General features: G+C 66.6%; 19 protein-coding genes. 6 read left to right on the forward strand and 13 right to left on the reverse strand.

The genetic code is table 11. The features are described 5' to 3' along the window. Positions 1-271: 271 nt before the first annotated feature. A complete protein-coding gene (locus XARJCFBP2528_RS14145) occupies positions 272-496 on the reverse strand; it encodes a YbdD/YjiX family protein (protein ID WP_016904074.1) in 225 nt (74 codons plus the stop codon). Further along, positions 496-2,568, reverse strand: coding sequence for a carbon starvation CstA family protein (locus XARJCFBP2528_RS14150; protein WP_047124808.1), 2,073 nt, complete (start codon positions 2,566-2,568; stop codon positions 496-498). Before XARJCFBP2528_RS14150 ends, XARJCFBP2528_RS14145 begins: the two co-directional genes overlap by 1 nt. A gap of 229 nt (positions 2,569-2,797) precedes the next feature. Here XARJCFBP2528_RS14150 and XARJCFBP2528_RS14155 point away from each other — a divergent pair, with 229 nt between their 5' ends. Both XARJCFBP2528_RS14155 and XARJCFBP2528_RS14160 read left to right on the forward strand, forming a co-directional pair. Next, the gene (locus XARJCFBP2528_RS14155) at positions 2,798-3,655 is read left to right on the forward strand and encodes a pirin family protein (protein ID WP_016905027.1); all 858 of its coding nucleotides are present in this window, start codon (positions 2,798-2,800) and stop codon (positions 3,653-3,655) included. 34 nt (positions 3,656-3,689) lie between these two features. Then, a complete protein-coding gene (locus XARJCFBP2528_RS14160; RefSeq protein WP_016905026.1) occupies positions 3,690-4,121 on the forward strand; it encodes an OsmC family protein in 432 nt (143 codons plus the stop codon). A 91-nt stretch (positions 4,122-4,212) separates the two neighbouring features. On the opposite strand, the gene XARJCFBP2528_RS14165 is transcribed toward XARJCFBP2528_RS14160, so the two are convergent. The 3 genes from XARJCFBP2528_RS14165 to nfi form a co-directional block, all read right to left on the reverse strand. Next, on the reverse strand, positions 4,213-4,674 hold the full coding sequence (locus XARJCFBP2528_RS14165; protein ID WP_047124809.1) for a hypothetical protein: 462 nt from the start codon (positions 4,672-4,674) through the stop codon (positions 4,213-4,215). A gap of 254 nt (positions 4,675-4,928) precedes the next feature. Continuing rightward, on the reverse strand, positions 4,929-5,819 hold the full coding sequence (locus XARJCFBP2528_RS14170; protein WP_016904071.1) for a pirin family protein: 891 nt from the start codon (positions 5,817-5,819) through the stop codon (positions 4,929-4,931). Positions 5,820-6,244: 425 nt separating this feature from the next. Continuing rightward, positions 6,245-6,958, reverse strand: a complete 714-nt coding sequence (gene nfi, locus XARJCFBP2528_RS14175; RefSeq protein WP_016904069.1) for a deoxyribonuclease V — start codon at positions 6,956-6,958, stop codon at positions 6,245-6,247. Positions 6,959-7,061: 103 nt separating this feature from the next. On the opposite strand from nfi, the gene gpmA reads away from it, so the two are divergent. The 4 genes from gpmA to XARJCFBP2528_RS14195 all read left to right on the forward strand — a co-directional run bounded on the left by gpmA (position 7,062) and on the right by XARJCFBP2528_RS14195 (position 12,357). Further along, on the forward strand, positions 7,062-7,811 hold the full coding sequence (gene gpmA, locus XARJCFBP2528_RS14180; RefSeq protein ID WP_016904068.1) for a 2,3-diphosphoglycerate-dependent phosphoglycerate mutase: 750 nt from the start codon (positions 7,062-7,064) through the stop codon (positions 7,809-7,811). A 165-nt stretch (positions 7,812-7,976) separates the two neighbouring features. Further along, a complete protein-coding gene (locus XARJCFBP2528_RS14185) occupies positions 7,977-8,294 on the forward strand; it encodes a hypothetical protein (protein ID WP_024939360.1) in 318 nt (105 codons plus the stop codon). A gap of 249 nt (positions 8,295-8,543) precedes the next feature. Then, a complete protein-coding gene (locus XARJCFBP2528_RS14190) occupies positions 8,544-10,643 on the forward strand; it encodes a M13 family metallopeptidase (RefSeq protein WP_016904066.1) in 2,100 nt (699 codons plus the stop codon). Positions 10,644-10,794: 151 nt separating this feature from the next. After that, complete coding sequence (locus tag XARJCFBP2528_RS14195) at positions 10,795-12,357, forward strand: phospholipase D family protein (RefSeq protein WP_047124810.1); 1,563 nt, start codon at positions 10,795-10,797, stop codon at positions 12,355-12,357. A gap of 25 nt (positions 12,358-12,382) precedes the next feature. Here the strand turns inward: XARJCFBP2528_RS14195 and XARJCFBP2528_RS14200 are convergent, their stop codons facing one another. The 8 genes from XARJCFBP2528_RS14200 to mfd form a co-directional block, all read right to left on the reverse strand. Further along, positions 12,383-13,510, reverse strand: a complete 1,128-nt coding sequence (locus XARJCFBP2528_RS14200) for a protein-glutamate methylesterase/protein-glutamine glutaminase (protein ID WP_026064711.1) — start codon at positions 13,508-13,510, stop codon at positions 12,383-12,385. Further along, positions 13,507-14,313, reverse strand: coding sequence for a CheR family methyltransferase (locus tag XARJCFBP2528_RS14205; RefSeq protein ID WP_024939356.1), 807 nt, complete (start codon positions 14,311-14,313; stop codon positions 13,507-13,509). Before XARJCFBP2528_RS14205 ends, XARJCFBP2528_RS14200 begins: the two co-directional genes overlap by 4 nt. A 1-nt stretch (position 14,314) precedes the next feature. After that, positions 14,315-15,598 (reverse strand): EAL domain-containing response regulator, encoded by a 1,284-nt coding sequence (locus tag XARJCFBP2528_RS14210; protein WP_039519918.1) that lies wholly within the window; start codon positions 15,596-15,598, stop codon positions 14,315-14,317. A 28-nt stretch (positions 15,599-15,626) separates the two neighbouring features. After that, positions 15,627-16,154, reverse strand: a complete 528-nt coding sequence (locus XARJCFBP2528_RS14215) for a chemotaxis protein CheW (RefSeq protein WP_047124811.1) — start codon at positions 16,152-16,154, stop codon at positions 15,627-15,629. 10 nt (positions 16,155-16,164) lie between these two features. Beyond that, the gene (locus tag XARJCFBP2528_RS14220; RefSeq protein WP_047124812.1) at positions 16,165-18,321 is read right to left on the reverse strand and encodes a methyl-accepting chemotaxis protein; all 2,157 of its coding nucleotides are present in this window, start codon (positions 18,319-18,321) and stop codon (positions 16,165-16,167) included. Positions 18,322-18,389: 68 nt separating this feature from the next. Next, positions 18,390-20,399, reverse strand: a complete 2,010-nt coding sequence (locus XARJCFBP2528_RS14225; protein ID WP_026064935.1) for a chemotaxis protein CheA — start codon at positions 20,397-20,399, stop codon at positions 18,390-18,392. Positions 20,400-20,415: 16 nt separating this feature from the next. Then, positions 20,416-20,745 (reverse strand): STAS domain-containing protein, encoded by a 330-nt coding sequence (locus XARJCFBP2528_RS14230; protein ID WP_016905011.1) that lies wholly within the window; start codon positions 20,743-20,745, stop codon positions 20,416-20,418. Positions 20,746-21,247: 502 nt separating this feature from the next. Beyond that, entirely contained in the window at positions 21,248-24,718 is a 3,471-nt protein-coding gene (gene mfd, locus XARJCFBP2528_RS14235) for a transcription-repair coupling factor (protein WP_016904958.1), read from the reverse strand. Positions 24,719-24,987: the final 269 nt, after the last annotated feature.

Raw genomic sequence — 24,987 nt, forward strand, 5'->3', positions numbered from 1 at the left:
TGATCTATCCGCAAAGCCACAGATCATCCGCTCTGCCTTGCGGCGTGTCCTGCGACGGTGGGCGGGCAAGGGCCCTGCAGCCAAGCCACAGACACACGCTCTACAACTGATCCATCCGCAAAGCCGCAGATCAGCCGCTCTACCTTGCGATATGTCCCGCGATGGTGGGCGGGCAAGAATCCTGCCGCCAGCCCCAAGCCATCAACGCAACAGGGCGCGATTCGCATCGCGCCCTGTTGCGTTCTGACTCGCCACCTATCCGATCATCCGGTCAGCAGCAGCGAAACCCGCTCTTGCCGCCATAACGCGCGTCCTGGCGCTCGCGGAAGAAGGTGGGGTAGTCCATCACCGGTTTGTCGGGGTGCTTTTCCAGCATGTGGCGCACGTAGTTGTCGTAATCGGGAATGCCGCAGCACAGGCGTGCGGTCTGGATCAGGCGCCGCCAGATGCGGCGATGCACCTGGTATTGGCTGGCGAGAACGAGTTGGGTGCCCATTACAGGTCCGCCATCTGGTGTGGCTGCAAGGCCACGTACGGGGTTTCGCGATCGCTACGCTGCGGATTGCGGCGTGCAATCACGATGGTCTTGATTGCGTAGACCAGGATCGAACCCACCACGAACAGGAACAGCACCGTCAGCCCGGTATTGACGTAGGCATTGGTGACGATCTGCTGCATCTGCGCCACCGTCTTGGCCGGCGCGGTGATGGTGTTGCTGGCGATGGCGTCCTGGTACTTGTGGGCCTGCGCCAGGAAACCCTGCGCGGGGTTGCTGTCGAAGATCTTGATCAGTCCCGCATAGGTGGTGCAGATCAGCAGCCACAGCGCCGGCACCAGGGTCACCCAGGCGTAGCGGTCGCGCTTCATCTTGAACAGCACCACCGTGCCCAGCATCAGGGCGATTCCGGCCAACATTTGGTTGGAGATGCCGAACAACGGCCACAGGGTCTGGATGCCGCCGAACGGATCAATCACACCGGTGTAGAGCAGGTAGCCCCACAACGCCACGCAACCGGCGGTGGCGATGATGTTGGCGGCCCACGATTCGGTCTTCTTCAGCGCCGGGATGAAGTTGCCCAGCAGGTCCTGCAGCATGAAGCGGCCCGCACGCGTCCCCGCATCCACGGCGGTCAGGATGAACAGCGCTTCGAACAGGATCGCGAAGTGGTACCAGAACGCCATGGTGTCTTCGCCCGGCAGCAGCTGGTGCAGGATCTGCGCAATGCCCACCGCCAGGGTGGGCGCACCACCGGCGCGTGCCAGGATGCTGTGCTCGCCGATGTCGCGTGCCGTGGCTTCCAGCACTTCGGGCGTGATCGCAAAGCCCCATTCGGACACCTTGGCCGCCACCGCCACCGTGTCGCTGCCGACCAGCGAGGCCGGGCTGTTCATGGCGAAATAGATGCCCGGCTCGATGATCGATGCGGCCACCAGCGCCATCACCGCCACGAACGATTCCATCAGCATGCCGCCGTAGCCGATGTAGCGCATGTGGCCTTCATTGGCGAGCAGCTTGGGGGTGGTGCCCGAAGCAATCAGCGCATGGAAACCGGAGACCGCGCCGCAGGCGATGGTGATGAACAGGAACGGGAAGATGCCGCCCTTCCAGACCGGGCCGTCGCCGGTGGAAGCGAACTGGGTCAGTGCCGGCATCTTCAGATCCGGCATGACCACCAGGATGCCGATCGCCAGCGCCAGGATCGTGCCGATCTTCAGGAAGGTGGACAGGTAATCGCGCGGCGCCAGCAGCAGCCACACCGGCAACACCGACGCGACGAAGCCGTAGCCGATCAGCATCCAAGTGATCTGCTTGGCGGTGAAGGTGAACGCCGGGCCCCAGCTCGGATCCGCCGCGACCTTGCCGCCCAGCCAGATCGCGCCCAGCAGCAGGATCAGGCCGACCACCGAGATCTCGCCGATCTTGCCGACCCGGATGTAGCGCATGTACACGCCCATCATCAGCGCGATCGGCATCGTGGCGATGACGGTGAACATGCCCCACGGGCTTTCCGCCAGCGCCTTGACCACCACCATCGCCAGCACCGCCAGGATGATGATCATGATCAGGAAGGCACCGAACAGGGCGATGGTGCCGGGCACCTGGCCCATTTCCTCGCGCACCAGATCGCCCAGCGAGCGGCCGTTGCGGCGGCTGGACAGGAACAGCACCACGAAGTCCTGCACCGCGCCGGCAAACACCACGCCGACCACCAGCCACAGCAGGCCGGGCAGGTAGCCCATCTGTGCAGCAAGCACCGGGCCGACCAATGGCCCGGCACCGGCGATCGCGGCGAAATGATGGCCGAACAGCACGTGCTTGTTGGTGGGCACGTAGTCCAGGCCGTCGTTGTTGGCCACCGCGGGCGTTGCGCGGGTGACGTCCAGCTGCATCACCTTGTCGGCGATGAACAGGCTGTAGAACCGGTAGGCGATCAGATAGATCGACACCGCCGCCACCACGATCCACAGCGCGTTGATGTGTTCGCCGCGGCGTAGCGCCACGGTGCCCAGACAGAACGCGGCCAGCAGCGCCAGCGCGCCCCAGGCCAGCTTCGAGAACCCTTTCATGCATGCCCCTCAGGAACGATTCACCCAAGGGTCACCCTCTGCCCGCCCGGGGTCAATGGTGCCGTTCCGGGCCGGGGTAAAACTTTAGTTGTAGAGCGTCTTGGCGCCGCCTGCCGGATCGCGCGGCGGTGCCGGCGGGTTTTGGAACGATCGGTTGCGCCGGTCGCGGTTGGGCCGCGTGCCGGCTGCATCCATTATTCAAGCCAGTCATTCACGCAGGGAGAGGTCGATGAGCACCACCACCACCGCAGCGGCACACGTGCTGCGCACCATCCGTGGCATGCCCACTTCCGACGGTGCCGGAGTCAAGCTGACCCGCGTGATCGGCACCCAGCAGCTGCCGGACCTGGACCCGTTCCTGATGCTGGACGAGTTTGGCACCGACAAGGCCGAGGACTATCTGGCCGGGTTTCCCAGCCATCCGCACCGCGGCTTCGAGACGGTGACCTACATGCTGGACGGGCGCATGCGCCACAAGGACAACCACGGCAACGAGGGTTTGCTGACCCCGGGCAGCGTGCAGTGGATGACCGCCGGGCGCGGACTGATCCACTCGGAAATGCCCGAGCAGGAATCCGGGCGCATGCGCGGATTCCAGCTGTGGGTGAACCTGCCGGCGCGCGACAAGATGACCGACCCCAAATACCAGGAGTACGCCCCGGAACGCATTCCGGTCGCCCAGCCGGCGCCTGGCGTCACGGTCAAGGTGATCGCCGGCGCGGTGGGCGAGGTGCGCGGTCCGATCGTGCAACCGGCCACCGAACCGGTGTACCTGGATATCGCACTGGCACCGGATGCGGCCTGGGACTATGTGCTGCCCAGCGGCCACAACGCGTTTGCCTATGCGTTCGAAGGCGCAGTGACGGTAGGCGAGGGCGATGCCGCGCGTGCGCTGCCGGCGCAGGAACTGGCGGTGCTCGGCGGCGGCGAGCGCCTGACGCTACGGGCCGGTGCGCACGGTGCGCAGCTGATCCTGGTGGCGGGCCGCCCGCTCAACGAGCCGGTGATGCGGCACGGCCCGTTCGTGATGAACACCAAGCAGGAATTGATGCAGGCCTTCGTCGATTTCCAGGAAGGCCGGTTTTGAGCCGGCGCGCTGCAGCCACCGCGGGGTTAGCGGCATGAGTGACCGGCCCGTCAGTGTTAGCACCGGCGCGGTGCCGTACACCGTGAGCATCCACGATGGTCAACACAGCTGGAGCGGCGACACCCAGCCGGCCAATGGTGGGGCCGACGCCGGGCCGGATCCGGAGTCGCAGGTGTTGGGCGCCCTGGGCGCCTGCACCGCGATCACGGTGTCGATGGTGGCCGCGCGCAAGCAGTGGCCGTTGACGGCGGTGCATGTGCATCTGCATTACACCCAGCGCGGCGCTGCAGGCACGCGGATCACGCGGCAGATCGAACTGGAAGGCACGCTGGACGATGCGCAGCGCGCGCGCCTGCTGGAGGTGGCCGACAAGTGCCCGATCCATCGCCTGCTCACCGGCGAGGTGCGGATCGAGACGGCATTGCAGGGCGACGGCGACGCGTCAGGTGCGGCGGCGGGCGTTTGAAAGCGCAGGCGAGCCGCATGCGGGTGCTCCGCCGGCTCGCCTGAAAGACCGCGTCAGGTCGGCATGCCCTGGCGCGTCACGACCGCTTGCCTCAGCGCTGCAGTGCCAGGCTGGCCGGCTGCAGGTCCATGTTCTGCACCAGCGACTGCATCGAGGCCAGTTCCTCGCTGTTGGCGCCGTCGATCCATAGCTGCGCGTAGCGCTTCTTGCCCAGCTCGACCACGGTGACGCGGCGCGATTCCATGCCCGGCAGCTCGCGGCCGCCCAGGTCGAGCTTGTACCAGTAGAAGTCCTCCTGCTGGATCTGGCCTTTCTCCGCGCGTCGGTCGCGCGCCAGCGTCATCGCCGGGTCGCGGGTGGTCAGCATCACCCCGACGACCTGGCGACCATCGGCGGTCATGGCCTTGCAGACCAGATAGTCCGCGCCTGCAAGCTCGCTCCACTGCAGCCCGGAGGCTGGCGGCAGCGGCGGGCAGACCGGTGAGGTTTGGGCGTGAACGGTAGCGGCGGCCAACAGCAGGCTCAGGCCGACAAGGCAGGATGCGGACTTCATTCAAGTGTTCCCCGGCGTTGGATGTCTGCGCAGGGACAGCGTCGTCGCGCGTGTCGCCGCATCAGCCCCGTGCGCTCCCCGCCCGGCCGTGCCCGCACGCAACCTGTCCCCAACCTATGGGGACATCACTACCACAGGTGTGGCTGCAAGCTCAAGCGCAATTCGCAGGCCAGCCTGCAATCGGTCGTGCGCACCGGCACTCCCGTTTCGAGACCTGGGTGGGTTGCGCGGCGCTTGCGCGCGGCAGCCGGTGGTCAGGGGTAGTTGACCGGCTTGGGCACCGGGGTTTCCGGCAGCGGAATGAATTCCTTGTCGTCGCCGGGAATGCTGCCGAAGCGACCGGCCTGCCAATCGTCCTTGGCCTGCTCGATACGCTCCTTGGAGCTGGAGACGAAGTTCCACCACAGGTGGCGCGGGCCATCCAGCGGCTCGCCGCCGAGCAGCATCGCCTTCAGCGGCGTCCTGGCGCGCAGGCGCCCGCGGCTGCCGGGCGAGGGCACGATCAGGTGGCGCGCGGGCACGTCGGCGCCATCCAGCTGCGCCTCGCCTTCCAGGATGTAGAGCGCACGTTCGGCGTGGCCGGTGTCCAGGTCGATCTCCGCGTCCGGCTGCAGATCCAGCGCGACATTGAGCGTGCCGCTGAACACCCGCACCGGCGATTCCTCGCCGTACGCACGGCCGGCGATCACGCGTAGCCAGACGCCATCGCGGCGTTGCTGCGGCAGGCTGGCGGCGGCGTGGTGATGGAAGGCGGGCGCGGTTTCTTCGGCCGAGCGCGGCAGTGCGATCCAGGTCTGCATGCCGTGCAGCGCATGCGTGCGGGCGCGCTCGGGGCCGGGCGTGCGTTCGGAGTGGGCGATACCGCGGCCGGCAGTCATCCAGTTGACGTCGCCGGGGCGGATCACCTGGTCCGAGCCCAAGGTGTCGCGGTGGCCGATCTCGCCGGACCACAGGAAGGTGACCGTGGCCAGGCCGATATGCGGATGCGGGCGCACGTCGATGCCGTGATCCGGCTCCAGCACCGCCGGGCCCATATGGTCGACGAACACGAACGGGCCGACGCTGCGCGCCTGCAACGTGGGCACGGCGCGGCGGACTTCCAGCCCGCCGATGTCGTGCACGCGGGGAGCGATCAAGGTGGTCATGGCGGCGGCTCGCGGTGGCTGGAGTGGTCGCCAGCTTTGCATGCGCGCACGCGGCCGGGCGAGCGCTCCACCAAGACAGATCGTCCCGGAGGCAGTGTCACGTACGAGGCCGGCGACGTGTTTTTCAAGGGCGAGCGGCGCATGCCGCGCGATGGCAGTCGAGCCGCGTGCAGCGATGTGCTGCATTGATGCGAGGAATGAAATCTTTCGCGACGATGACGTGTGTTGTCGCAGCAAGCATCACCGGTCGATTGCGAAAGAGTTCGCGCCGGTATCGCTAGCGCCGATGCGCGCCAGGCCTGGATGCCGCGCGCTGGAACGTCGTTGCATGGCGCGCTGGCGGCCAGCGCGGGCGCACCGAACTCGTTCGTCGTGGACGACTGCTGCAGGTACGCAGCGTGTCGATCGCGATTGACTGCCGCGCGCTAGAACAGTTGTGCGGGCGCCGCGGTGTCCAGGGTGATCTCGCCGCGCCGCGAGGCCAGCCGATCGGCCAGGCGCGTGGGCTCGGGCAGGCGATAGGCGCGCAGGGTACGTAGCGTCCAGTCGAGCGCGCCCTGCATCGAGACGCGATGGCCCGGCGAGACGATCAGCGGATTGCAGCGCAGCTTGCTGCGCAGCGCCCAGCCGATCTGCGTGCCGCCCAGCAGGATCGGGCTATGGTCGCCGCGCTCGGGTCCCGGCTCGACGAAGCTGCCTGCCAGGCGTTGCTTGGCCACGCCGATGCTGGGCAAGCCGGTCACCACGCCAAAGTGCGCGGCGATGCCGAGCTTGCGCGGATGCGCGATGCCCTGGCCGTCGATGAAGACCAGATCCGGCGGGCGCGAGAGCAGTGCCAGCGCCTGCAGCAAGGCCGGCAGCTCGCGAAAGCTGAGCAACCCCGGTACGTACGGCATCGAGGTGGGCACGCGCGCGACATGCGTTTCCAGCGGCATCAGCGTGTCTGCATCCAGCAGCACCGCGGCTGCGCGTGTGGTCTGGCCGTCGTCTTCGAAGCCGACGTCGAAGCCGGCGAGCAGCTGCGGTGTTGCGCCGGCCTGGTCCTGCAGCACCACGCGGTGTGCCAGTTGCTGTTGCAACTGTCGCGCCTGGATGACGCTGCCATCCCAACCGGCAAAGACGGGATCGATCGTTTGCATGGCTGCAGCATCGCGCGCCGGGCGTGGCGGTGTCGTGCACGCCTGCGATGCGCTGGCTGCCGTTACAATCGCAGGCTGATCGGCCCCCAATCGGAGAACCGTAGTGACCCGTAAACTCGTACTGCTGCGCCATGGCCAGAGCCAATGGAACCTGGACAACCGTTTCACTGGCTGGGTGGATGTGGAACTCACCGAGCAAGGCCGCCAGGAAGCGGCTGCGGCCGGCAAGCTGATGAAGGACGAAGGCCTGCAGTTCGATGTGGCGCACACCTCGGTACTCAAGCGCGCCATCCACACGCTGCAGGGCGCGTTGAAGGAACTCGACCAGGACTGGTTGCCGGTGTCCAAGAGCTGGCGCCTCAACGAGCGCCACTACGGTGGCCTGCAGGGGCTGGACAAGGCCGAGACGGCGGCCAAGCACGGCGAGGAACAGGTCAAGATCTGGCGCCGTTCCTACGACATCCCGCCGCCGGCGATGGACGTCAACGATCCGGGGCATCCGTGTCACGACCGTCGCTACGCCACGCTGGACCGCAACGCGTTGCCGGGCACCGAGTCGCTGGCGACCACGCTGGTGCGCGTGCTGCCGTACTGGCACGACGCGATCGCACCGCAGTTGAAGGCCGGGCAGACCGTGCTGGTGACCGCGCACGGCAACTCGCTGCGCGCGCTGTACAAATACCTCAACGATGTCTCCAACGAGCAGATCCTGGAGCTCAACATCCCGACCGGCATCCCGTTGCTGTTCGAGCTGGACGACAACCTGCAGGTGCAAAGCTTCCGCTATCTGGGCGACCCGGAAGCGGCCAAGCGTGCCGCCGAAGCGGTGGCCAACCAGGGCAAGGCGAAGTAATCGCCGCATCCGCCGGCTGCGCTGCGTGCATGGCGCGCAGCGTGGCGTGGGTTTCGCAGCGCGCGTTCGAGTGAGGCGTGCGGGTTTGACACGCAGGCGGTGCCTGTTCGCGGATCGAACAGGTACCGCATGATTGCATGCGTGTGTTCTTGCAGGGGAGACATGATGTCCAGCAAGCGTAAAAGGCAACAAATGAGTGCCACCTACTGCCGCGCGTATCTGGTGACGTTGGGGTTGCTGTTGGCCGGTGGCAGTGCGGCGTTCGCGGTGCTGGCCTGGGGCAGCGTATCGGCTTCGGCGATCGGTGTGGCGCTGCTGATCTGCGTCATGGGTGTGGCGCTGCTGATGTTTGGTTTTTTGGGGCCGTCGCGGCAGATGGAATCCTGGGCGGAGGCCGCGTCCGGGCATGAGGTTGCGCTGGTGCTGATGGCGCTGGCGTATCCGGTGTATCTGCTGATGGCGCCGATGTACGCACGCAAATGATGGCAGTCGAGGGCACGCTGCTGCGCCGGACTGCTGGGTGGTTTCCGCGGCGGTAGATGGCGCTGGCACGCGCGTGCCCAGCTGACGCGCAGTGTCTTGTTGGTCGTTGTAAGTTCTTCGATAAGGCGCGGCACCGGACGTCAGGGCGTTGCGGTGCTGTTGCGATGATGGTGTGGTTGGTGTGTCTGCGCTGATTGCCTACTTTTTTGACTGCGTCCGACGCGGTCGTCTGCCTTGGAGAATGGAAAGATGTTGAGCAAATTCGCGCCACTGTCGCTTGCGGTGGCCATCGCGGTGACGCTCGCGGCGTGTGGCAGTTCCGACGACAGCGCCAAGCCGGCACCGGCCGCAACGCCGGCCGCACCGACCAGGGTGGATGTGTCCAAGCTCGATGCACCGATCGTGGCCTTTGGCATCAATGACCTGGATCCGGCCATCAACGCGTGTCAGGACCTCAACGGCTTCGTCAACGCCAAGTGGCTCAAGGCCAATCCGGTGCCATCGGACCGCACCAGCTGGGGCAGTTTCGAAGTGCTGGCCGAGCGTTCGCTGACCATCCAGCACGCGCTGGTGGAGCAACTGGCGCGCGGCAACCTGTCGGCCGGCTCGGTGGATGCCAAGATCGCCGACCTGTGGCGCACCGGCTCGGACGAAGCGGCGATCGACAAGGCCGGCATCACGCCGCTGCAGCCGCAGCTGAAGGCGATCGATGCGCTGACCGATGCGCCGTCCATCGCCGCGTGGTTGCGCGACAGCTATGCCAAGGGCCAGGGCTTCGTGTTCTCGTTCGGCGCCAATGCCGACTACAAGAATTCCGAACAGATGATCGCCTACGCGGGCCAGGGCGGTCTGGGACTGCCGGAAAAGGGCTATTACACCGATCCGGCGCAGGCCAAGATCCGTGAGCAGTACGTGGCCTACATCGCGCGCGTGCTGGAATTGTCCGGCGTTGCGCCAGCGCAGGCGGCAACCCAGGCCAAGGCGGTGATGGCGTTCGAAACGCGCCTGGCCAATGCCTCGCTGTCGCGCATCGAACTGCGCGACCCGGCCAAGCGCTACAACCCGGTCGATGTGGCCGGCGCCAATGCGGTCACGCCGCATTTCGACTGGCAGGCGTTCTTCAGCGCGCTCAAGGTGCCGGCCGGGACCTTCTCGCTGAGCCAGCCGGGTTACTTCGCCGAGCTCGATGCGATGCTGGCCGACACGCCAGTGGATACCTGGAAGGCCTACCTGCGTTTCCACAGCGTGGATGAGGCAGCGCCGTACTTGGCCAAACCGTTCGAGCAGGCCAATTTCGATTTCTATGCCAAGACACTGCGTGGCCAGCAGGACATGCTGCCGCGCTGGAAGCGCACCTTGAACGCGGTCAACGAGGCGATGGGCGAGGCCCTGGGCCAGTTGTACGTGCAGTCCGCGTTCCCGGCCGAGTCCAAGCAGCAGATGCAGCAGCTGGTGCAGAACCTCTCGGCGGCGCTCAAGGCGCGGCTGGAAAAACTCGACTGGATGAGCGCGGAAACCAGGCAGCGCGCGCTGGAGAAGTGGGCCAGCTTCACGCCCAAGATCGGCTACCCGGATCAATGGCGCGACTGGTCGGGCCTGGAGACCCGTGGCGATGGATTCCTGACCAACATGCAGGCCGCGCAGGCATTCAACTACCGCTACATGCTGGACAAGATCGGCAAGCCGGTCGACAAGCGCGAGTGGCATATGACCCCGCAGACGGTCAATGCGTACTACAACGCCACGCGCAACGAGATCGTGTTTCCGGCCGCGATCCTGCAGCCGCCATTCTTCGATCCCAAGGCCGACCCGGCGTTGAACTACGGCGGTATCGGCGCGGTGATCGGGCACGAGATGATGCATGGCTACGACGACTCGGGCAGCCAGTTCGATGCCAAGGGCAACTTCGATACCTGGTGGACCGATGCGGACCGCAAGCTGTTCACCCAGCGCACCGACCAGCTGGTGGCGCAGTTCGACGGCTATGAAGCGATTCCCGGCGTACATGTCAAAGGCAAGCTGACCCTGGGCGAGAACATCGGCGACCTGGGCGGTCTCACCGTGGCCTACGACGCGCTGCAGATGGCGTTGCAGGAACAACCCGACGCCAGCAAGGACATCGACGGTTATACCCAGGACCAGCGCTTCTTCATGAACTGGGCCACGGTGTGGCGCCGCAACTTCACCGACGGCGAACTGCGCGTGCGCCTGAACACCGATCCGCATGCGCCGGCCAATTTCCGCGCGAATGGCGCGCCGTCCAACATGCCGGCATTCGCGCAGGCATTCCAGTGCAAGCCCGGCGATGCGATGGTGCGTGGGGACAAAGAGCGCGTTGCGATCTGGTGATCGGCGCAACTGCAGCACGTGCGGTTGCGACCGCGCGTGCTGCAGTTGCCGCGTTTTAGCGGCTTTGTAGAGCCTGCTTGCGGCTGCGTCTGCACATCGGGCTGCCGGTGCAGCGTCTAGACTGCCGCGCTTCGACCGGCGGGGAGCGGCAGTGACAAGGCGAAAGATCTTCAAGGCGATCGCGATCGGTGTGCTGATCCTGGTGCTGGGCAGCGTGCTGTCGTTGTACGGCTACGGGCGCTTTGCCGATCGTCAACGCGGTGCGGTGAGCCATGCGCTGCCTGCCACGGCGATCGCCACGCCGATTGATCGGGTCGTCGCGCCGCTGCAGCAGGCACATGCCGGCCAGACCGGCATGGTGATCCTGCCCGACAATGTCGACGCGTTTGCAGTGCGCGCGCTGACCGCGCGTGCGGCCGGGCGCAGCCTGGATCTGCAGTACTACATCTGGCATGCGGACTTCACCGGCAACCTGCTGCACAACGAGCTGCTGCATGCGGCCGATCGCGGCGTGCGCGTGCGCCTGCTGCTGGACGACATGAACATCCACGGCAGCGATTCGGTGCTGGCGGCGCTGGACAGCCACCCGCTGATCGAGATCCGGCTGTTCAATCCCACCCGTGCGCGCGAAGGCACGCTGATGCGCGGCGTGGAGATGGTGCTGCGCATGTTCAGCATCAATCGGCGCATGCACAACAAGGCCTGGATTGCCGATGGCCGGATGGCGGTGGTGGGTGGCCGCAATGTCGGCGACGAGTATTTCGATGCGGCGCGCGACACCAACTTCATGGACATGGATGCGGCATTGATGGGGCCGGCCGTGGGCCAGGCCGAGCAGGTCTTCGATGCGTACTGGAACAGCCCCAACGCCTTGCCGCTGGCCGCGCTGGTGACGGCACAGCCTCAGGCACTGGATGCATTGCGCGGCAGTCTGGATGCCGGCCTGGCATCGGCACGCGCGCATCCCTACGTGGAGCGGCTGCGCCGGTCGCCGAGCGTGCAGGCCCTGACGCAGGGCCAGCGCCAGGTGCATTGGCTGGACCAGGCGCGCATCGTCTCCGACCCGCCGGAAAAGGCCGAGGGCGCACCGCCGCAGGCCGACTGGATGACGCCAATCCTGATCGGCGAGATGGCGCGTGCGCAGCGCGAGCTGAAGGTGATCTCGCCGTACTTCGTGCCGGGCGAGGAAGGCATGCGCTGGATCGGCCAGTTGCGTCGGCGCAACGTGCGCGTCAGCGTGTTGACCAACTCGCTGGCGGCAAACGATGTGGTTGCCGTCCACAGCGGCTACGCCGATTACCGCGTGCCACTGCTCACCCAGGGCGTGCGCCTGTACGAGCTCAAGCCGATGGGCAAGCCGGACGGCAGCCTGTTCGGGTCCAGCGGGGCCAGCCTGCACACCAAGGCTTTCGTGGTGGACGACAGCAGCGGCTTCATCGGCTCGTTCAATCTGGATCCGCGATCGATGAACCTCAATACCGAGATGGGCCTGCTGTTCAACGATCGCGCAGTGGCCGCGCAACTGGAACAGGTCTACAACCGCAAGATCGGTGCGCCGGTGAGTTACCGCGTGACTCTGGAGCACGGCGAGTTGCGCTGGCACGACGATGCGGCGCAACCGCCCGAGGTGTGGTCGCAGGAGCCGGCAGCCAGCGTGTGGCGGCGTGGCGCGGCGACGGTGATGGGCTGGTTGCCGCTGGAGTCGCAGTTGTAGTTCCGCCGCATGCGCGTGCAGCGCGCTACTGCAGCTGTGTCACGATCTCGCGCGCCATCGCGCCCAGCGGCAGGATGCGGTCGGCGCCGCCGCGTTTGATCGCTTCCTTGGGCATGCCGAACACGATGCTGGTGTGCTCGTCCTGCGCCACCGTGCGCGCGCCGGCCTGACGCATTTCCAGCAGCCCGGCGGCGCCGTCGTCGCCCATGCCGGTCATGATGATGCCCAGCGCATTGCTGCCGGCCGCACGTGCGGCCGAGCGGAACAGCACATCCACCGACGGACGATGCCGGTTGACCGGTGGGCCTTCCATCACTTCGACAAAGTATTGCGCGCCACTGCGGCGCAGCAGCAGATGCTTGCCGCCGGGCGCGATCAATGCGCGGCCCGGCATCACCCGGTCGTTGTTGGCCGCTTCCTTCACCGCGATCTGGCACAGGCCGTTGAGGCGCGCGGCGAAGGCGGCGGTGAATTTCTCCGGCATGTGCTGCACGATCACGATGCCGGGGCAGACGCGCGGCAAGGCGGTCAGCACTTCTTCCAGCGCCTGGGTGCCGCCGGTGGAGGTGCCGATGGCAACGATGCGCTCGGTGGTCTGCGCCAGCGCGCGCCCGCTTTGCGCAGGCAGGATCACATCGGCGGTGTGCTTGACCTCCGCTTCCAGCGGCGCTGCGGCAACCCGCGCGGCCAGCCGTTTGACGTTGGCGCGTGCGGCGCTGCGCACCGTATTGACCAGTTCCTCGGCCGAGTCGGTGAGGAACTGCTTGAGCCCCAGTCGCGGCTTGGTCACCACGGCCACCGCACCAGCGGCCAGGGCATCCATGGTGACGCGTGCGCCTTTTTCGGTGAGCGTCGAACAGATCACCACCGGGGTGGGGCGCTCGCTCATGATCTTGCGCAGGAAGGTGATGCCATCCATGCGCGGCATTTCCACATCCAGCACGATCACGTCCGGCCATTGCTTGCGCATCTTCTCGATCGCCAGCAACGGGTCGGCCGCGGTGGCGATGACCTCGATGTCGGCCGCGTCGTTGAGCACGCCCACCAGCACCTGGCGCACCACCGCCGAGTCGTCGACGACCATGGCCTTGATGGGACTGGGGCTGGCGGCAGGGCGGTTGAGGGCTATCGACACGGCGGATCCTTGGCTCAGGCCTTGCGGAAGATCGAGGGTGCCACCTGGACCAGATCGATGTCGAGTTCGCTCAGGCTTTCCGAATGACCGATGCAGAAATATCCGCCCGACTTGAGGTTGGACAGCACGCGCAGGATGACCTCGCGCTTGGTCTGGCCATTGAAATAGATCATCACATTGCGCAGGAAGATCGCATCGAAGCTGCCCAGCATCGGCAAGGCCGTGTTGAGGTTGGCATGCACGAACTTGACCCGGTCGCGCAGGCGGCGCTCCACCAGCAAGGTGCCGTCGTACTCGCCCTGACCACGCAGGCAATAGCGCTTCAGATACGCCTGCGGAATGCCGTCGATGCGTTGCAGCGCGTAGTGCCCGGTGCGCGCCTTGGCCAGCACGCGGGTGCTGATGTCGCTGCCGACCACTTCGAACGGCCGCCCCTGCAAGGCGTCGTCCAGCACCATCGCCATGCTGTAGGCCTCTTCGCCGCTGGAGCTGGCCGCGCTCCAGCAGCGGAACGGCAGGCCGCCGCGATGTTCGCCGGCCAGCTTGCGCAGCAGCTCGAAGTGCTTGGGCTCGCGGAAGAAGTAGGTTTCGTTGGTGGTCAGCAGATCGATCGCGGTCTGGATCTCGGCGCGGTCCTGGCGGCTTTCCAGCAATTGCAGGTACTGCGTGTAATTGCTGAACTGGTGTTCGCGCAGGCGCTTGCCCAGGCGGCCGCACAACATGGCCTTCTTGCCCGAGGAAATGCTGATGCCGGCCGCTTCGAAGATGAAGCGCTGGAAGCGGCCGAATTCCTGTTCGGTGATGGCGGTGGACGTGCTCATGTCAGGCGACATCCGCATCGCTGGGCAGTGCGTTGCCGCACAGGCGGGCGATGCGCACGGCGTGTTCGCGCCACCACTCCGACAGCATCGGCCCGGGCATTGGCGAGCCCATCAGATAGCCTTGCGCCAGGTCGCAGCCCAGCTCGCGCAGCAGGCGCCAGTCGTCCGGGGTTTCCACCCCTTCGGCCACGGCGGTGAGATCGAGCCGGTGCGCCAGTTCCAGCGTGGATTCGAGCACGGTGCGCTGGCTGCGGCTGCGATGGGCGGCATGCACGAAGCTGCGATCCAGCTTGAGTTCGGTGAAGGGAATGCTGGCCAGGCGCTGCAGCGAGGAAAACCCCGTGCCGTAGTCGTCGATGGACAGGCCGAAGCCATGCAGGCGCAGGCGCGCCAGCATGCTCAGGGCATTGGCCGGCTCGACGATGGCGCTTTCGGTGAGTTCCAGCACCAGATCGGCAGGGCTCAGGCCGTTGTCGCTCAGCTTGCCGCACAGTTGTTCGAGAAAGCCCTGCTCGCTGAGCAGGTTGGGCGACAGGTTCAAGGCCAGGCTCAGCTCGAAGCCTTCTGCGCGCCAGTCCACCAGCTGGGCGACCGCCAGGTCGATCACTTGCTGGGTCAAGGCATGGATCAGGCCTTCGCGTTCAGCCAGCGGAATGAAGCGCTCCGGCCCGATCATGTCGCCTTGCGGGCGGCGCCAGCGCGCGAGTGCTTCCACACCGCGCAGGCGGCCATCCCTGAGATCGAGTTTGGGTTGGTAGGCCACGCGGATTTCGCCGCGGCGCATGGCCCGGTCCAGCCGCGATGCCGCCGCGCCACCGCTGGACATCAGCGGCGATATCGCCGGCTGTGCAAACGCAGGCGCGTTCGTGGCCAGCCCCGGTTCGCACTCCAGCACATTGGCCAAGTCCTGCAGATGCATCGGCTTTTCGATGCCGCCGAGCACGCGCACGCCGGCGCTGCGGCTGAGCTGCATCACCGCATCGATCAGGGCGCCGCCGCGCTGCGAGACCACCACCACCGGCACGCTGTACTTGCCGCGTGCCAGCGCATCGAGCAGCTGCACGCCGTCCATGCCCGGCATTTCCAGATCGATCAGCAGCAGCGATGGTGAAATCGCACTGCCCAGCCAGGCCAGCGCGGCGTGGCCGTCGACCGCGCCATCGACCGCGACGGCGCCGAGCTGGCGGCACAGCGCCATCGCGTGTTCGCGCTGGACCACGCTGTCGTCGACGACCAACACGGGGCCGTCCAGCGCGCAGCTGCAGGAGAGAAGGGTGGGGCGCATGGGAGTCCTTGCGTGCATGCTGGACATGTCAGGCTGCCAGCTCGGCGACAGGCAGCTGGGCGAGTGCGTCGTTGCCCAGCACCGCGTCGGCATCGAGCAGGATCACGAAGCGCTCGCCGATCCTGGCCATCGCATGGATGCATTCGCGTGCGATGCCGGCGCCAAAACTGGGCGCGCCGGCGATGGCGTCGGGCGCGATCTCCAGCACTTCGTTCACCGCGTCCACCAGCAGGCCGAGCACCTGATGCGTCTGGCCATGGGCGATCTCCACGATCACGATGCAACTGCGCTTGGTGATCGCGCTGGCATTGCGGCCGAAGCGTTGCTGCAGATCCACCACCGGCACCACCGCGCCGCGCAGGTTGATCACGCCACGCAGGGCCGGCGGCATCATCGGCACGTCGGTGGGGGCGCGGTATTCGATGATTTCCTTGATGCCGAGGATGCCCAGGCCGAACATCTCCGTGCCCAGCAGAAAGGTCAGGTATTGCTGCGGTGCCGTCGATGACGGCGCAACGGTGCGTGTGGTGGTGATGGCTGCGCTGTGCGGTTGCATCGTCGTTTCCTCAGAAGCTGGCGAACTGCGATTCGTCGATCGCATCGGCGGTGGTCGCCACCGCGCTGATCTGGCGCACGTTGCTGCGACGCGGCGGCGCGCTGACCGCGGTGCTGCTGCCATGCGTTGCGATCCGGCGCGGGCCAGGCTTGCTGCTGGGCGATGCCGCCGCACGCGAGCCGTTGCCGAGCCGGAAGAAGCCCATCAACTGCTGCAGCTGTTCGGCCTGCGCGCTCATTTCCTCCGAGGTGGCGGCCAGCTCTTCGGCATTGGCCGCGGCCGACTGCGTGGTCTGGTTCAACTGGCCGACGGCGGTGTTGATCTGGCTGACGCCGGCAGTCTGTTCCTCGGAGGCGGCGGCGATTTCCTGCACCAGGTCGGAGGTGCGGCGGATCGAGGGCACCATCTCGCCGAGCACGCGGCCGGCGCTTTCGGCCAGGTCCACGCTGGAGCCGGCCACCTCGCCGATCTCCTGCGCGGCGATCTGGCTGCGCTCGGCTAGCTTGCGCACTTCCGCCGCCACCACCGCAAAGCCCTTGCCGTGTTCGCCGGCACGCGCGGCCTCGATGGCGGCATTGAGCGCCAGCAGATTGGTCTGGTAGGCGATGTCGTCGATGATGCCGATCTTCTTGGCGATGTCCTTCATCGCCACCACGGTGGCGCGCACGGTGTCGCCGCCGTCGGCCGCTTCGCTGGCGGCCTTGGCGGCCATGCTGTCGGTGACGCGCGCGTTCTCGGTGTTCTGCGCGATGGAGGCGGTCATCTGTTCCAACGAGGCGCTGGTCTCTTCCACGCCGGCAGCCTGTTCGCTGGCGGCCTGGGCCAGCGCCTGGGCGGTAGCGCTGACCTGTTCGGAGGCGCTGGCCAGGTTCTCGGCGTTGCGGTTGACCTCATCGACGATCTCGGTCAGCCGGCTCATGGTGGTGTTGACGTAGCGCTGCATGTCGGCGAACGCGCCTTCGTAGCGGCCTTCCACGGTGTGGGTGAGGTCGCCGTCGGCCATTGCGCCCATCACCTGGATCACCTCGGAAATGCTGCGCAGGTTGCCGCGCGCGCGCTCCACGGTGTCGTTGATGAAGGCCTTCTTGCCCGGCAGCTGCGCCAGCGGTGCCTCGAAGTTGCCGCGGCCGAACTCGGCCACCACGCCCATCGCCAGTTTCTTGACTGCGATATGCGCGCCCACCATCTGGTTGATGCCGGTGGCCATGCTGCGGAAATCGCCGTCGAAGCGACTGCTGTCGATCACCACGTCGATGTCGCCGGCCTCGTGCTCGGCCGACATGTGGTTGATCTCGGCGATCAGGCCGGTGAGGTTACCGCGCACCTGTTCCAGGGTTTCGTTGATGAAGCGCTTCTTGCCCGGCAGCAACGGCAGCTGCGCGGTGAAGTTGCCGCGGCCGAATTCGGCCACGCAGGCGATGGCCTGCTTCTTGACCGCGATGTGGCTGGCCACCATCGCATTGATGCCTTCGGCCATGCGACGGAAATCGCCGCTGAAACGTTGGGTTTCGATGACCACGTCGATATCGCCGGCGTCGTGCTCGGCCGCCATGCGGTTGACCTCGGCGACCATGCCGGTGAGGTTGCCGCGGATCTGCTCGACGATCTCGTTGATGAAGGCCTTCTTGCCCGGCAGGCGTTCCAGCTCGGCGGAGAAATTGCCGCGGCCGAACTCGGCCACGCACGCCATGGCCTGCTTCTTGACCGCGATGTGGCTGGCGACCATGCGGTTGATGCCTTCGCCCATGGTGCGGAAGTCGCCGTCGAAACGCGCCACGTCGATGCGTGCATCGATCTCGCCGGCATCGTGTTCCTGCGAGACGCGGTTGATCTCCTCGTTGACGTGGGCGATGTTGCCTTGCACCTTGCGCAGCGCACGCAGCACCTCGCAGGCCTGCTCATCGCGCAGCTGCGGCAAGGCGACGGCGAAGTTGCCGCGCGCGAAGGCATCCAGCGTAGTGGTGGCAAGCTGCAGCGAGCCGGTCGCGCTGCGGATCGCATGGAACAGCAACGCGCCGCTGACGAGCGCGGCCAGGACGCTGGCGGCGAGCAGGGCGCCGTGCGACAGCGTCAGCGCAAAGCCGGCGACCACCACCGCGACGGGCAAGGCGAGGGCGAGGGCGGCGGTGAACCACAACTGCGTGGCGATCGGGAGACGGTGTGACATGGCGGCAGCTTCCTGGGCTCAGGGAACAACGAATGACGCGGTGATGTGGGGAGTGCTGGTGTGGTGACTCAGGCCGCCAGGGCGTCCTGATTTGGATGCAATTGCTGCAGCAGGCTGGGCACATCGAGAATCAGCGCGACATCGCCGCTGCCCAGGATGCTCGAGCCACTGATGCCCTTGACCTGCGCGAAGACCTTGGACAACGGCTTGATCACGGTCTGCCATTCGCCCAGCAAGGTGTCCACGACCAGGCCGAAGCGCTGGGCGCCCTGGCGGATCACCACGATGCTTTCGCGCGCCGGCGTCCTGCCGCCAAGCGCGAACAGTTCGCGCAGGCGCACATACGGCAGCACGCTGCCACGCAGGTCGATGTAGTCGCTGGCGTAGTCAGGGGTGAATTCCACGCATTCCTCCACCACGTCCAGCGGCACCACGAACACCGACTTGCCGACGCCGACCTGGAAGCCGTTGATGATGGCCAGCGTCAGCGGCAACCGCACCGAGATGGTGGTGCCCACGCCGGCGCTGCTGTCGATCTCCACGGTGCCGCGCAAAGCGGTGATGTTGCGCTTGACCACGTCCATGCCGACGCCGCGCCCGGACAGGTTGGTGACCTTTTCGGCGGTGGAGAACCCCGGCTCGAAGATCATCGCGAACACCTCGCGGTCGCTGAGCTGGCGGCCCGGCTCGATCAGACCGCGTTCCAGCGCCTTGGCCAGGATGCGGTCGCGGTTCAGGCCGCCGCCGTCGTCGGTGATCTGGATGACGATGCTGCCGGAGTCGTGATACGCGTTGAGGCCAACGGTGCCGCGTGCGGGCTTGCCGCGCGCCACGCGCACGTCCGCCGGCTCGATGCCGTGGTCCATGGCGTTGCGCACCAGATGGGTGAGCGGGTCGCCGATCTTTTCCACCACTGACTTGTCCAGCTCGGTGTCCTCGCCGGCCACCACCAGCGCGATGTCCTTGCCGAGTTCGCGCGCCACATCGTGCACCACGCGCTGGAAGCGGCTGAAGGTGCCGCCGATCTTGACCATGCGCAGTTGCAGGGCGCTTTCGCGCACCTCTTCCACCAGGCCGGCCAGGATCGAGGCCGATTCCAGCAACTGCGCGTCGCCGGTGCGCTGTGCGTTGGCGTTGGTGCCGGCCACCGCGATGATGAGTTCGCCGACCAGATCGATCATGCGATCGAGCTTGTCGGCATCGACGCGGATCGAGCGCGCGTCGGTGTTGCGTGCGCCGGTGTCCTGCGGCACGCGTGCCGGCGCTGCGGCCGGCACGGCAGCCAGCGTGCCGACGACCGGCGCGACAGCAGCCACGACCGGTTCGCTGGCAGGCACGGCGCTGGCATCCATCAGTGCCGGCACCGAGAGGATCTCCAGGTCGCAGTCCTCGCGCACGAACTCGAACACGTCCTCGATCGCGGCACGGTCGGCATCGCTGCGCAGCAGGATCTGGAAGCCCAGATAATTGGCTTCCGGATCGAGCGCTTCGAAGCTCGGCAGCTGGCTGACATCGGTGCTGATCGACTCGACCGAGCCCAGCCCGCGCAGGTTACGGATCAGTTTGAGCGGCGAGTTGCCGTAGCGCAGCGCGTCGGCGAACAGTTTCAGCGCGATGCGCCAGTAACCGCTCTGTTTTTCCGGGGTGCTGTGCTGGAGGGCGGTGGCGGTGACACCGCATGCGCTGGCCTGCAGGTAGGTCTGCAGTTGCGCCAGCAGGGGTTCGGCCTCTGCCGCCAGTGCGTCGGCATCGGCGTGGGCGGGGTCGGCGGCGGTTTCCACCAGGGCATGGATGTGGTCGCAGCACACCAGCAGCAGCGCGATCAACTCCGAGCTCAGCGTCAGCGCGTCGTCGCGCACCAGGTCCAGCACGCTTTCCACGACATGGGTGAAGCCGACCAGCTGCGGCAGATCGAACAGGCCGCCCGAGCCCTTGATGGTGTGCGCCGCACGGAAGATCGCGTTGACCGCATCCGGCGAGGACTCGCCACGCTCGGCTTCGAGCAGGTGACGTTCCATGTCTTCGAGCAGGTCCCGGCTCTCGGCCAGGAAGGTCTGCATCAGCTGGTTCATATCCATACGCGTTGCCGGTCCCTTAGTGAATGCGTTCGCCGATACCCGCAACCGCATGCGGGTACAGCGCTTCGAGCAGGCCGAGCAGTTCGATCACATCGACCACCGCGCGGCTGGAATCGGTCAGCGAAAACGGCCGGCCGTCGGCCTGGATCGCCTGCTTGGTCGCCAGCAGCAACTGCAGGCCGGTGGTGTCGATCTCGCTGACCGCCCCCAGGTCCAGGTGCAGTCCGCCCGGATGCAGCAAGGCCGGCTGCAGCAGCGGCTTGAGTTCGGCAGCGCGACGGATGGTCATCTCGCCTTCCAGGGCGAGCGTCAGCGGCGCGGGTAGATCGGACAGTGGCGTGTTCATTGATGCCTCAAGCGATGCGATGGCGCGCGGATGCGTGCCTGACGCGGAAAAGGTCGCTCCGGCGTGGGCTCGCGGGCATCTCTGCACACGGGGATCACGCCGGTCCATGCAGGTATCGGCGCGCGGCAGGAATATTTAGGCCAAATTCACCGCGGTGACGGATTTGAGAAACCCATCACTGCCTGGGCATTAATTGCTCAGCTTTGTCGCAAGCAGGCTCAGGAAACCAATGTCCTGGACAGTCCTGCAGGACAGATAGCCGCCTTTCAGCCGACTTCTTTAATGGATGCGGGATGGATTGTGCACGGCCATTGCCGCTAAAACGCATGAAACAGGCGGCATGCGTCACGCCCGGCATCGCATGTTGCGATGGGCGTTAGTGGAAATGCCGCATTGGACCGGATTGACTTCGCGCCGCGATCGCAACGCGCCCGACGCCTGCTTGCGTCCTGCACGGTCGAGAGCGCTGCATAAAGCAGGCGCAACCGACCGGGCAGCGCGCTTATCTCGGCGCCAGCATCGTCAGCAGGCCGCGTGCGGCGTTGAAGCGGTCCGCGCCTTCCGGCAGCGGCAGCTTGATGCGCAGTTTGTCCGGGCCGTCCATGGTGTAGATCTTGGGCTGCTTCTGGATCATCTGGATCACCGCGACCGGGTCGATCGCCGGTTTCGCTTCGAAGACCAGCCGGCCGCCGTTCTCGCCCAGGTCCAGCTTGCGCACACCCAGCGCATTGGCCTGCAGCTTGAGCTCGGCAATCGCGAACAGGTGCTTGACCGGGTCCGGCAGCAGGCCGAAGCGGTCGATCATCTCCACCTGCAATTCGCGCAGCGCATCGGCATCGCGTGCGCTGGAGATGCGCTTGTACAGCGTCAGGCGCGTGTGCACGTCGGGCAGGTAATCCTCGGGAATCAGCGCGGCCACATGCAGCTCGACCTCGGCACCGCGGACCTCCTCGCCGGCATCCAGGTCCGGCAGCTTGCCCTGGCGGATGCTGCGCACCGCGCGTTCCAGCAGCTCGGTGTACAGGCTGAAACCGACCTCGGCCATCTGCCCGCTCTGGTCTTCGCCCAGCAGCTCGCCGGCACCGCGGATTTCCAGATCGTGGGTGGCCAGGGTGAAGCCGGCACCGAGCTCGTCCATGGAGGCGATCGCCTCCAGGCGCTTTTCCGCATCGGAGGTCATCGAGCGACGATCCGGCACCACCAGGTACGCGTAGGCGCGGTGATGCGAGCGGCCGACGCGGCCGCGCAGCTGGTGCAGCTGTGCCAGGCCGAAGCGGTCGGCGCGGTTGATGATGATGGTGTTGGCATTGGGGATGTCGATGCCCGATTCGATGATCGTGGTCGACAGCAGCACGTTGAAGCGCTGCTTCTGGAAGTCGAGCATCACCCGCTCCAGCTCGCGCTCGGGCATCTGCCCATGCGCGATGCCGATGCGCGCCTCCGGCACCAGTTCGGACAGCTCGCGCTGCATGCGCACGATGCTTTCCACATCGTTGTGCAGGAAGTACAGCTGCCCGCCGCGACTGAGCTCGCGCTGGAAGGCCTCGCGCAGCAGCGCGTTGTCCCAGGCGGTGATGAAGGTCTGCACCGCCAGCCGGTTCGGCGGCGGGGTGGCGATGATCGACAGGTCGCGCAGCCCGGCCATGGCCATGTTGAGCGTGCGCGGGATGGGGGTCGCGGTGAGCGTGAGCAGATGCACGTTGGCGCGCATCGCCTTGAGCGCTTCCTTCTGCCGCACGCCGAAGCGCTGCTCTTCGTCGACCACGACCAGGCCCAGGTCCTTGAACTTGACGTCCGGCTGCAGCAGCCGGTGCGTGCCAATGATGACGTCGATCTCGCCGCTGGCGACCTTCTCCAGCTCGGCCTTGATCTCCTTGGTGCTCTTGAAGCGCGACAGCACTTCCACCTTCATCGGGTAATCGGCGAAGCGGTCGCGGAAATTGCGGTAATGCTGCTCGGCCAGCAACGTGGTCGGCACCAGCACGGCAACCTGCTTGCCGGCGCTGGCGGCGGCGAATGCGGCGCGCACGGCCACCTCGGTCTTGCCGAAGCCGACGTCGCCGCAGACCACGCGGTCCATCGGCTGGCTGCTGCCCAGATCGCGCAGCGTCGCATCGATGGCCGCCAGCTGGTCGGCGGTTTCCTCGAACGGAAAGCCGGCCGCGAACGGCTCGTACATCGCCCGGTCCACCTGCAGCGCCAGACCGGCACGCGCACGTCGGCGGGCCTGGATTTCCAGCAGTTCGGCCGCCACGTCGCGGACCTTTTCGGCCGCCTTGCGCTTGGCCTTGGTCCATTGCTCGCCGCCCAGCGAATGCAGCGGCGCGGTCTCGGCCGAGGCGCCGGAATAGCGGCTGATCAGATGCAGCTGCGCCACCGGCACATATAGCCGGTCGCCCTTGGCGTATTCGATTTCCAGGAACTCGCCGGGCATGCCGCCGGCGTCGAGCACGATCAGCCCGCGGTAGCGGCCCACACCGTGGTCCTCGTGCACGATCGGCGCGCCTTCGGACAGCTCGCCCAGATCGCGGATGATCGCTTCCGGCTCGCGTCCGACCCGGCGGCTTCGGCGCGGCTGGTTGGCGCGCTCGGGAAACAGCTGGCGCTCGGTCAGCACCGCAATCTGCGGGGCGTCCAGCGCAAAGCCGTCTTCCAGCGGCGCCACGGTGATGCCGAAGCGCAGCTTGGGCGCGGCCAGGAAGGCGGGCAGGTCGGCGACGACTTCCGGCTTCAATTGCGCGGCGGCCAGCACTTCCATCAAGGCTTCGCGCCGGCCGGCGGTATCGGCGGCCACCAGCACGCGGCCGGGGTAATGGCCCAGGAACGAGGCCAGCGCCTGGCCGGCCGGGGCGTCTTTTGCCGCCACCGGCAGCGGCGGCAACGGCTGGTCGCCCAGCGCGGCGGCATCGTCGATGCGCGGATGGTCGCTGGCCCAGACTTCGATGCGCGCCAGCTTGTTGAGCCGCTCGCGCAGTGCGTCCGGCGACTGATACAACTCGTCCGGCGTCAGCAGCGGGCGCTCCACATCGTGGCGGCGCTGCTCGTAGCGGTCCTGCGCCTGCGCCCAGAACGTGTCCGCCGCATTGGAAACGCCGGTGGCGACCAGCGGCAGCACGCGCTTGTCCAGATAATCGAACAAGGTGGCGGTCTTGCTGAAGAACATCGGCAGGTAATACTCCACCCCCGACGGCGCCAGCCCCGACTTCAGGTCCTGATACAGCGCGCTGCGCCGGGTATCCACGTCGAAACGCTCGCGCAGGCAGGCCAGCACACGTTCGACGCTGGCATCGTCCATCGGCACTTCACGGCCGGGCAGCAGCTTGACGGCCTCGACCTTGTCCAGCGAGCGCTGCGATTCCGGGTCGAAGGCGCGGATCGAGTCGATATCCTCGTCCAGCAACTCGATCCGCAACGGCGTGGCTTCGCCCATCGGGAACACGTCGAGCAGGCCGCCGCGCACCGCAAAATCGCCCGGGTCCATCACCTGCGGCACGTTGCGGTAGCCGGCGCTTTCCAGACGGCGTTTTTCCGCATCCAGATCCAGCCGCTGGCCGACCTTGAGATCGAAACTGCCGCCGACGATGTAGCTCAGCGGTGCCAGCTGCTGCATCAACGTCTGCACCGGCACGATCACCACGCCACGGGTCAGTGCGGGCAGCCGATGCAGCGCGGCCAGGCGCTGGCTGATGATCTCCGGGTGCGGGCTGAACTGGTCGTAGGGCAGGGTCTCCCAATCGGGAAACGGCACCACCGGCAGCGTCGCATGCTCGCCGAGCAAGGCATGCAGATCCGCCTCGATCTGATGCGCGCTCTGGTTGTCGCGGGCGATCACCAGCAGCGGGCCGGCATGCGCCTCGGCGGCGCGTGCGATCGACCAGGCCAGCGCAGTCGGCGAAGACGGAGCGCGCCAATAGGCGCGGAGCTGGCCGGACTTGGGCAGCGGCGGAGAGGGGAAGGTGGTTGGCGACGGCATCAGCCGGCAATTTTACCAGAGCACCCACCGCGGCCGGTCCATCCGGCGTGAAAGCCGGCGTCGGGCCACCAGCGCCGCCTTGGTCGGATGTGCGGCGCTCTCGCCATCTGCATACCGACCATCTCGACAGGTCCTTGCCCGCTCACCGTCGCGGGACCTTACGCGGCATGGATGCCGCGTAAGAGCCTACATGGACGTACTTGCGGCGTGTCCTGCGATGGTGGGCGCTGCAGCCAAGCGACAGATCAACAACCAAAGCCAGGTGAGTC

Origin of the sequence: Xanthomonas arboricola pv. juglandis, assembly GCF_001013475.1 — a bacterium.
GTDB classification, from domain to species: Bacteria; Pseudomonadota; Gammaproteobacteria; order Xanthomonadales; family Xanthomonadaceae; genus Xanthomonas; species Xanthomonas arboricola.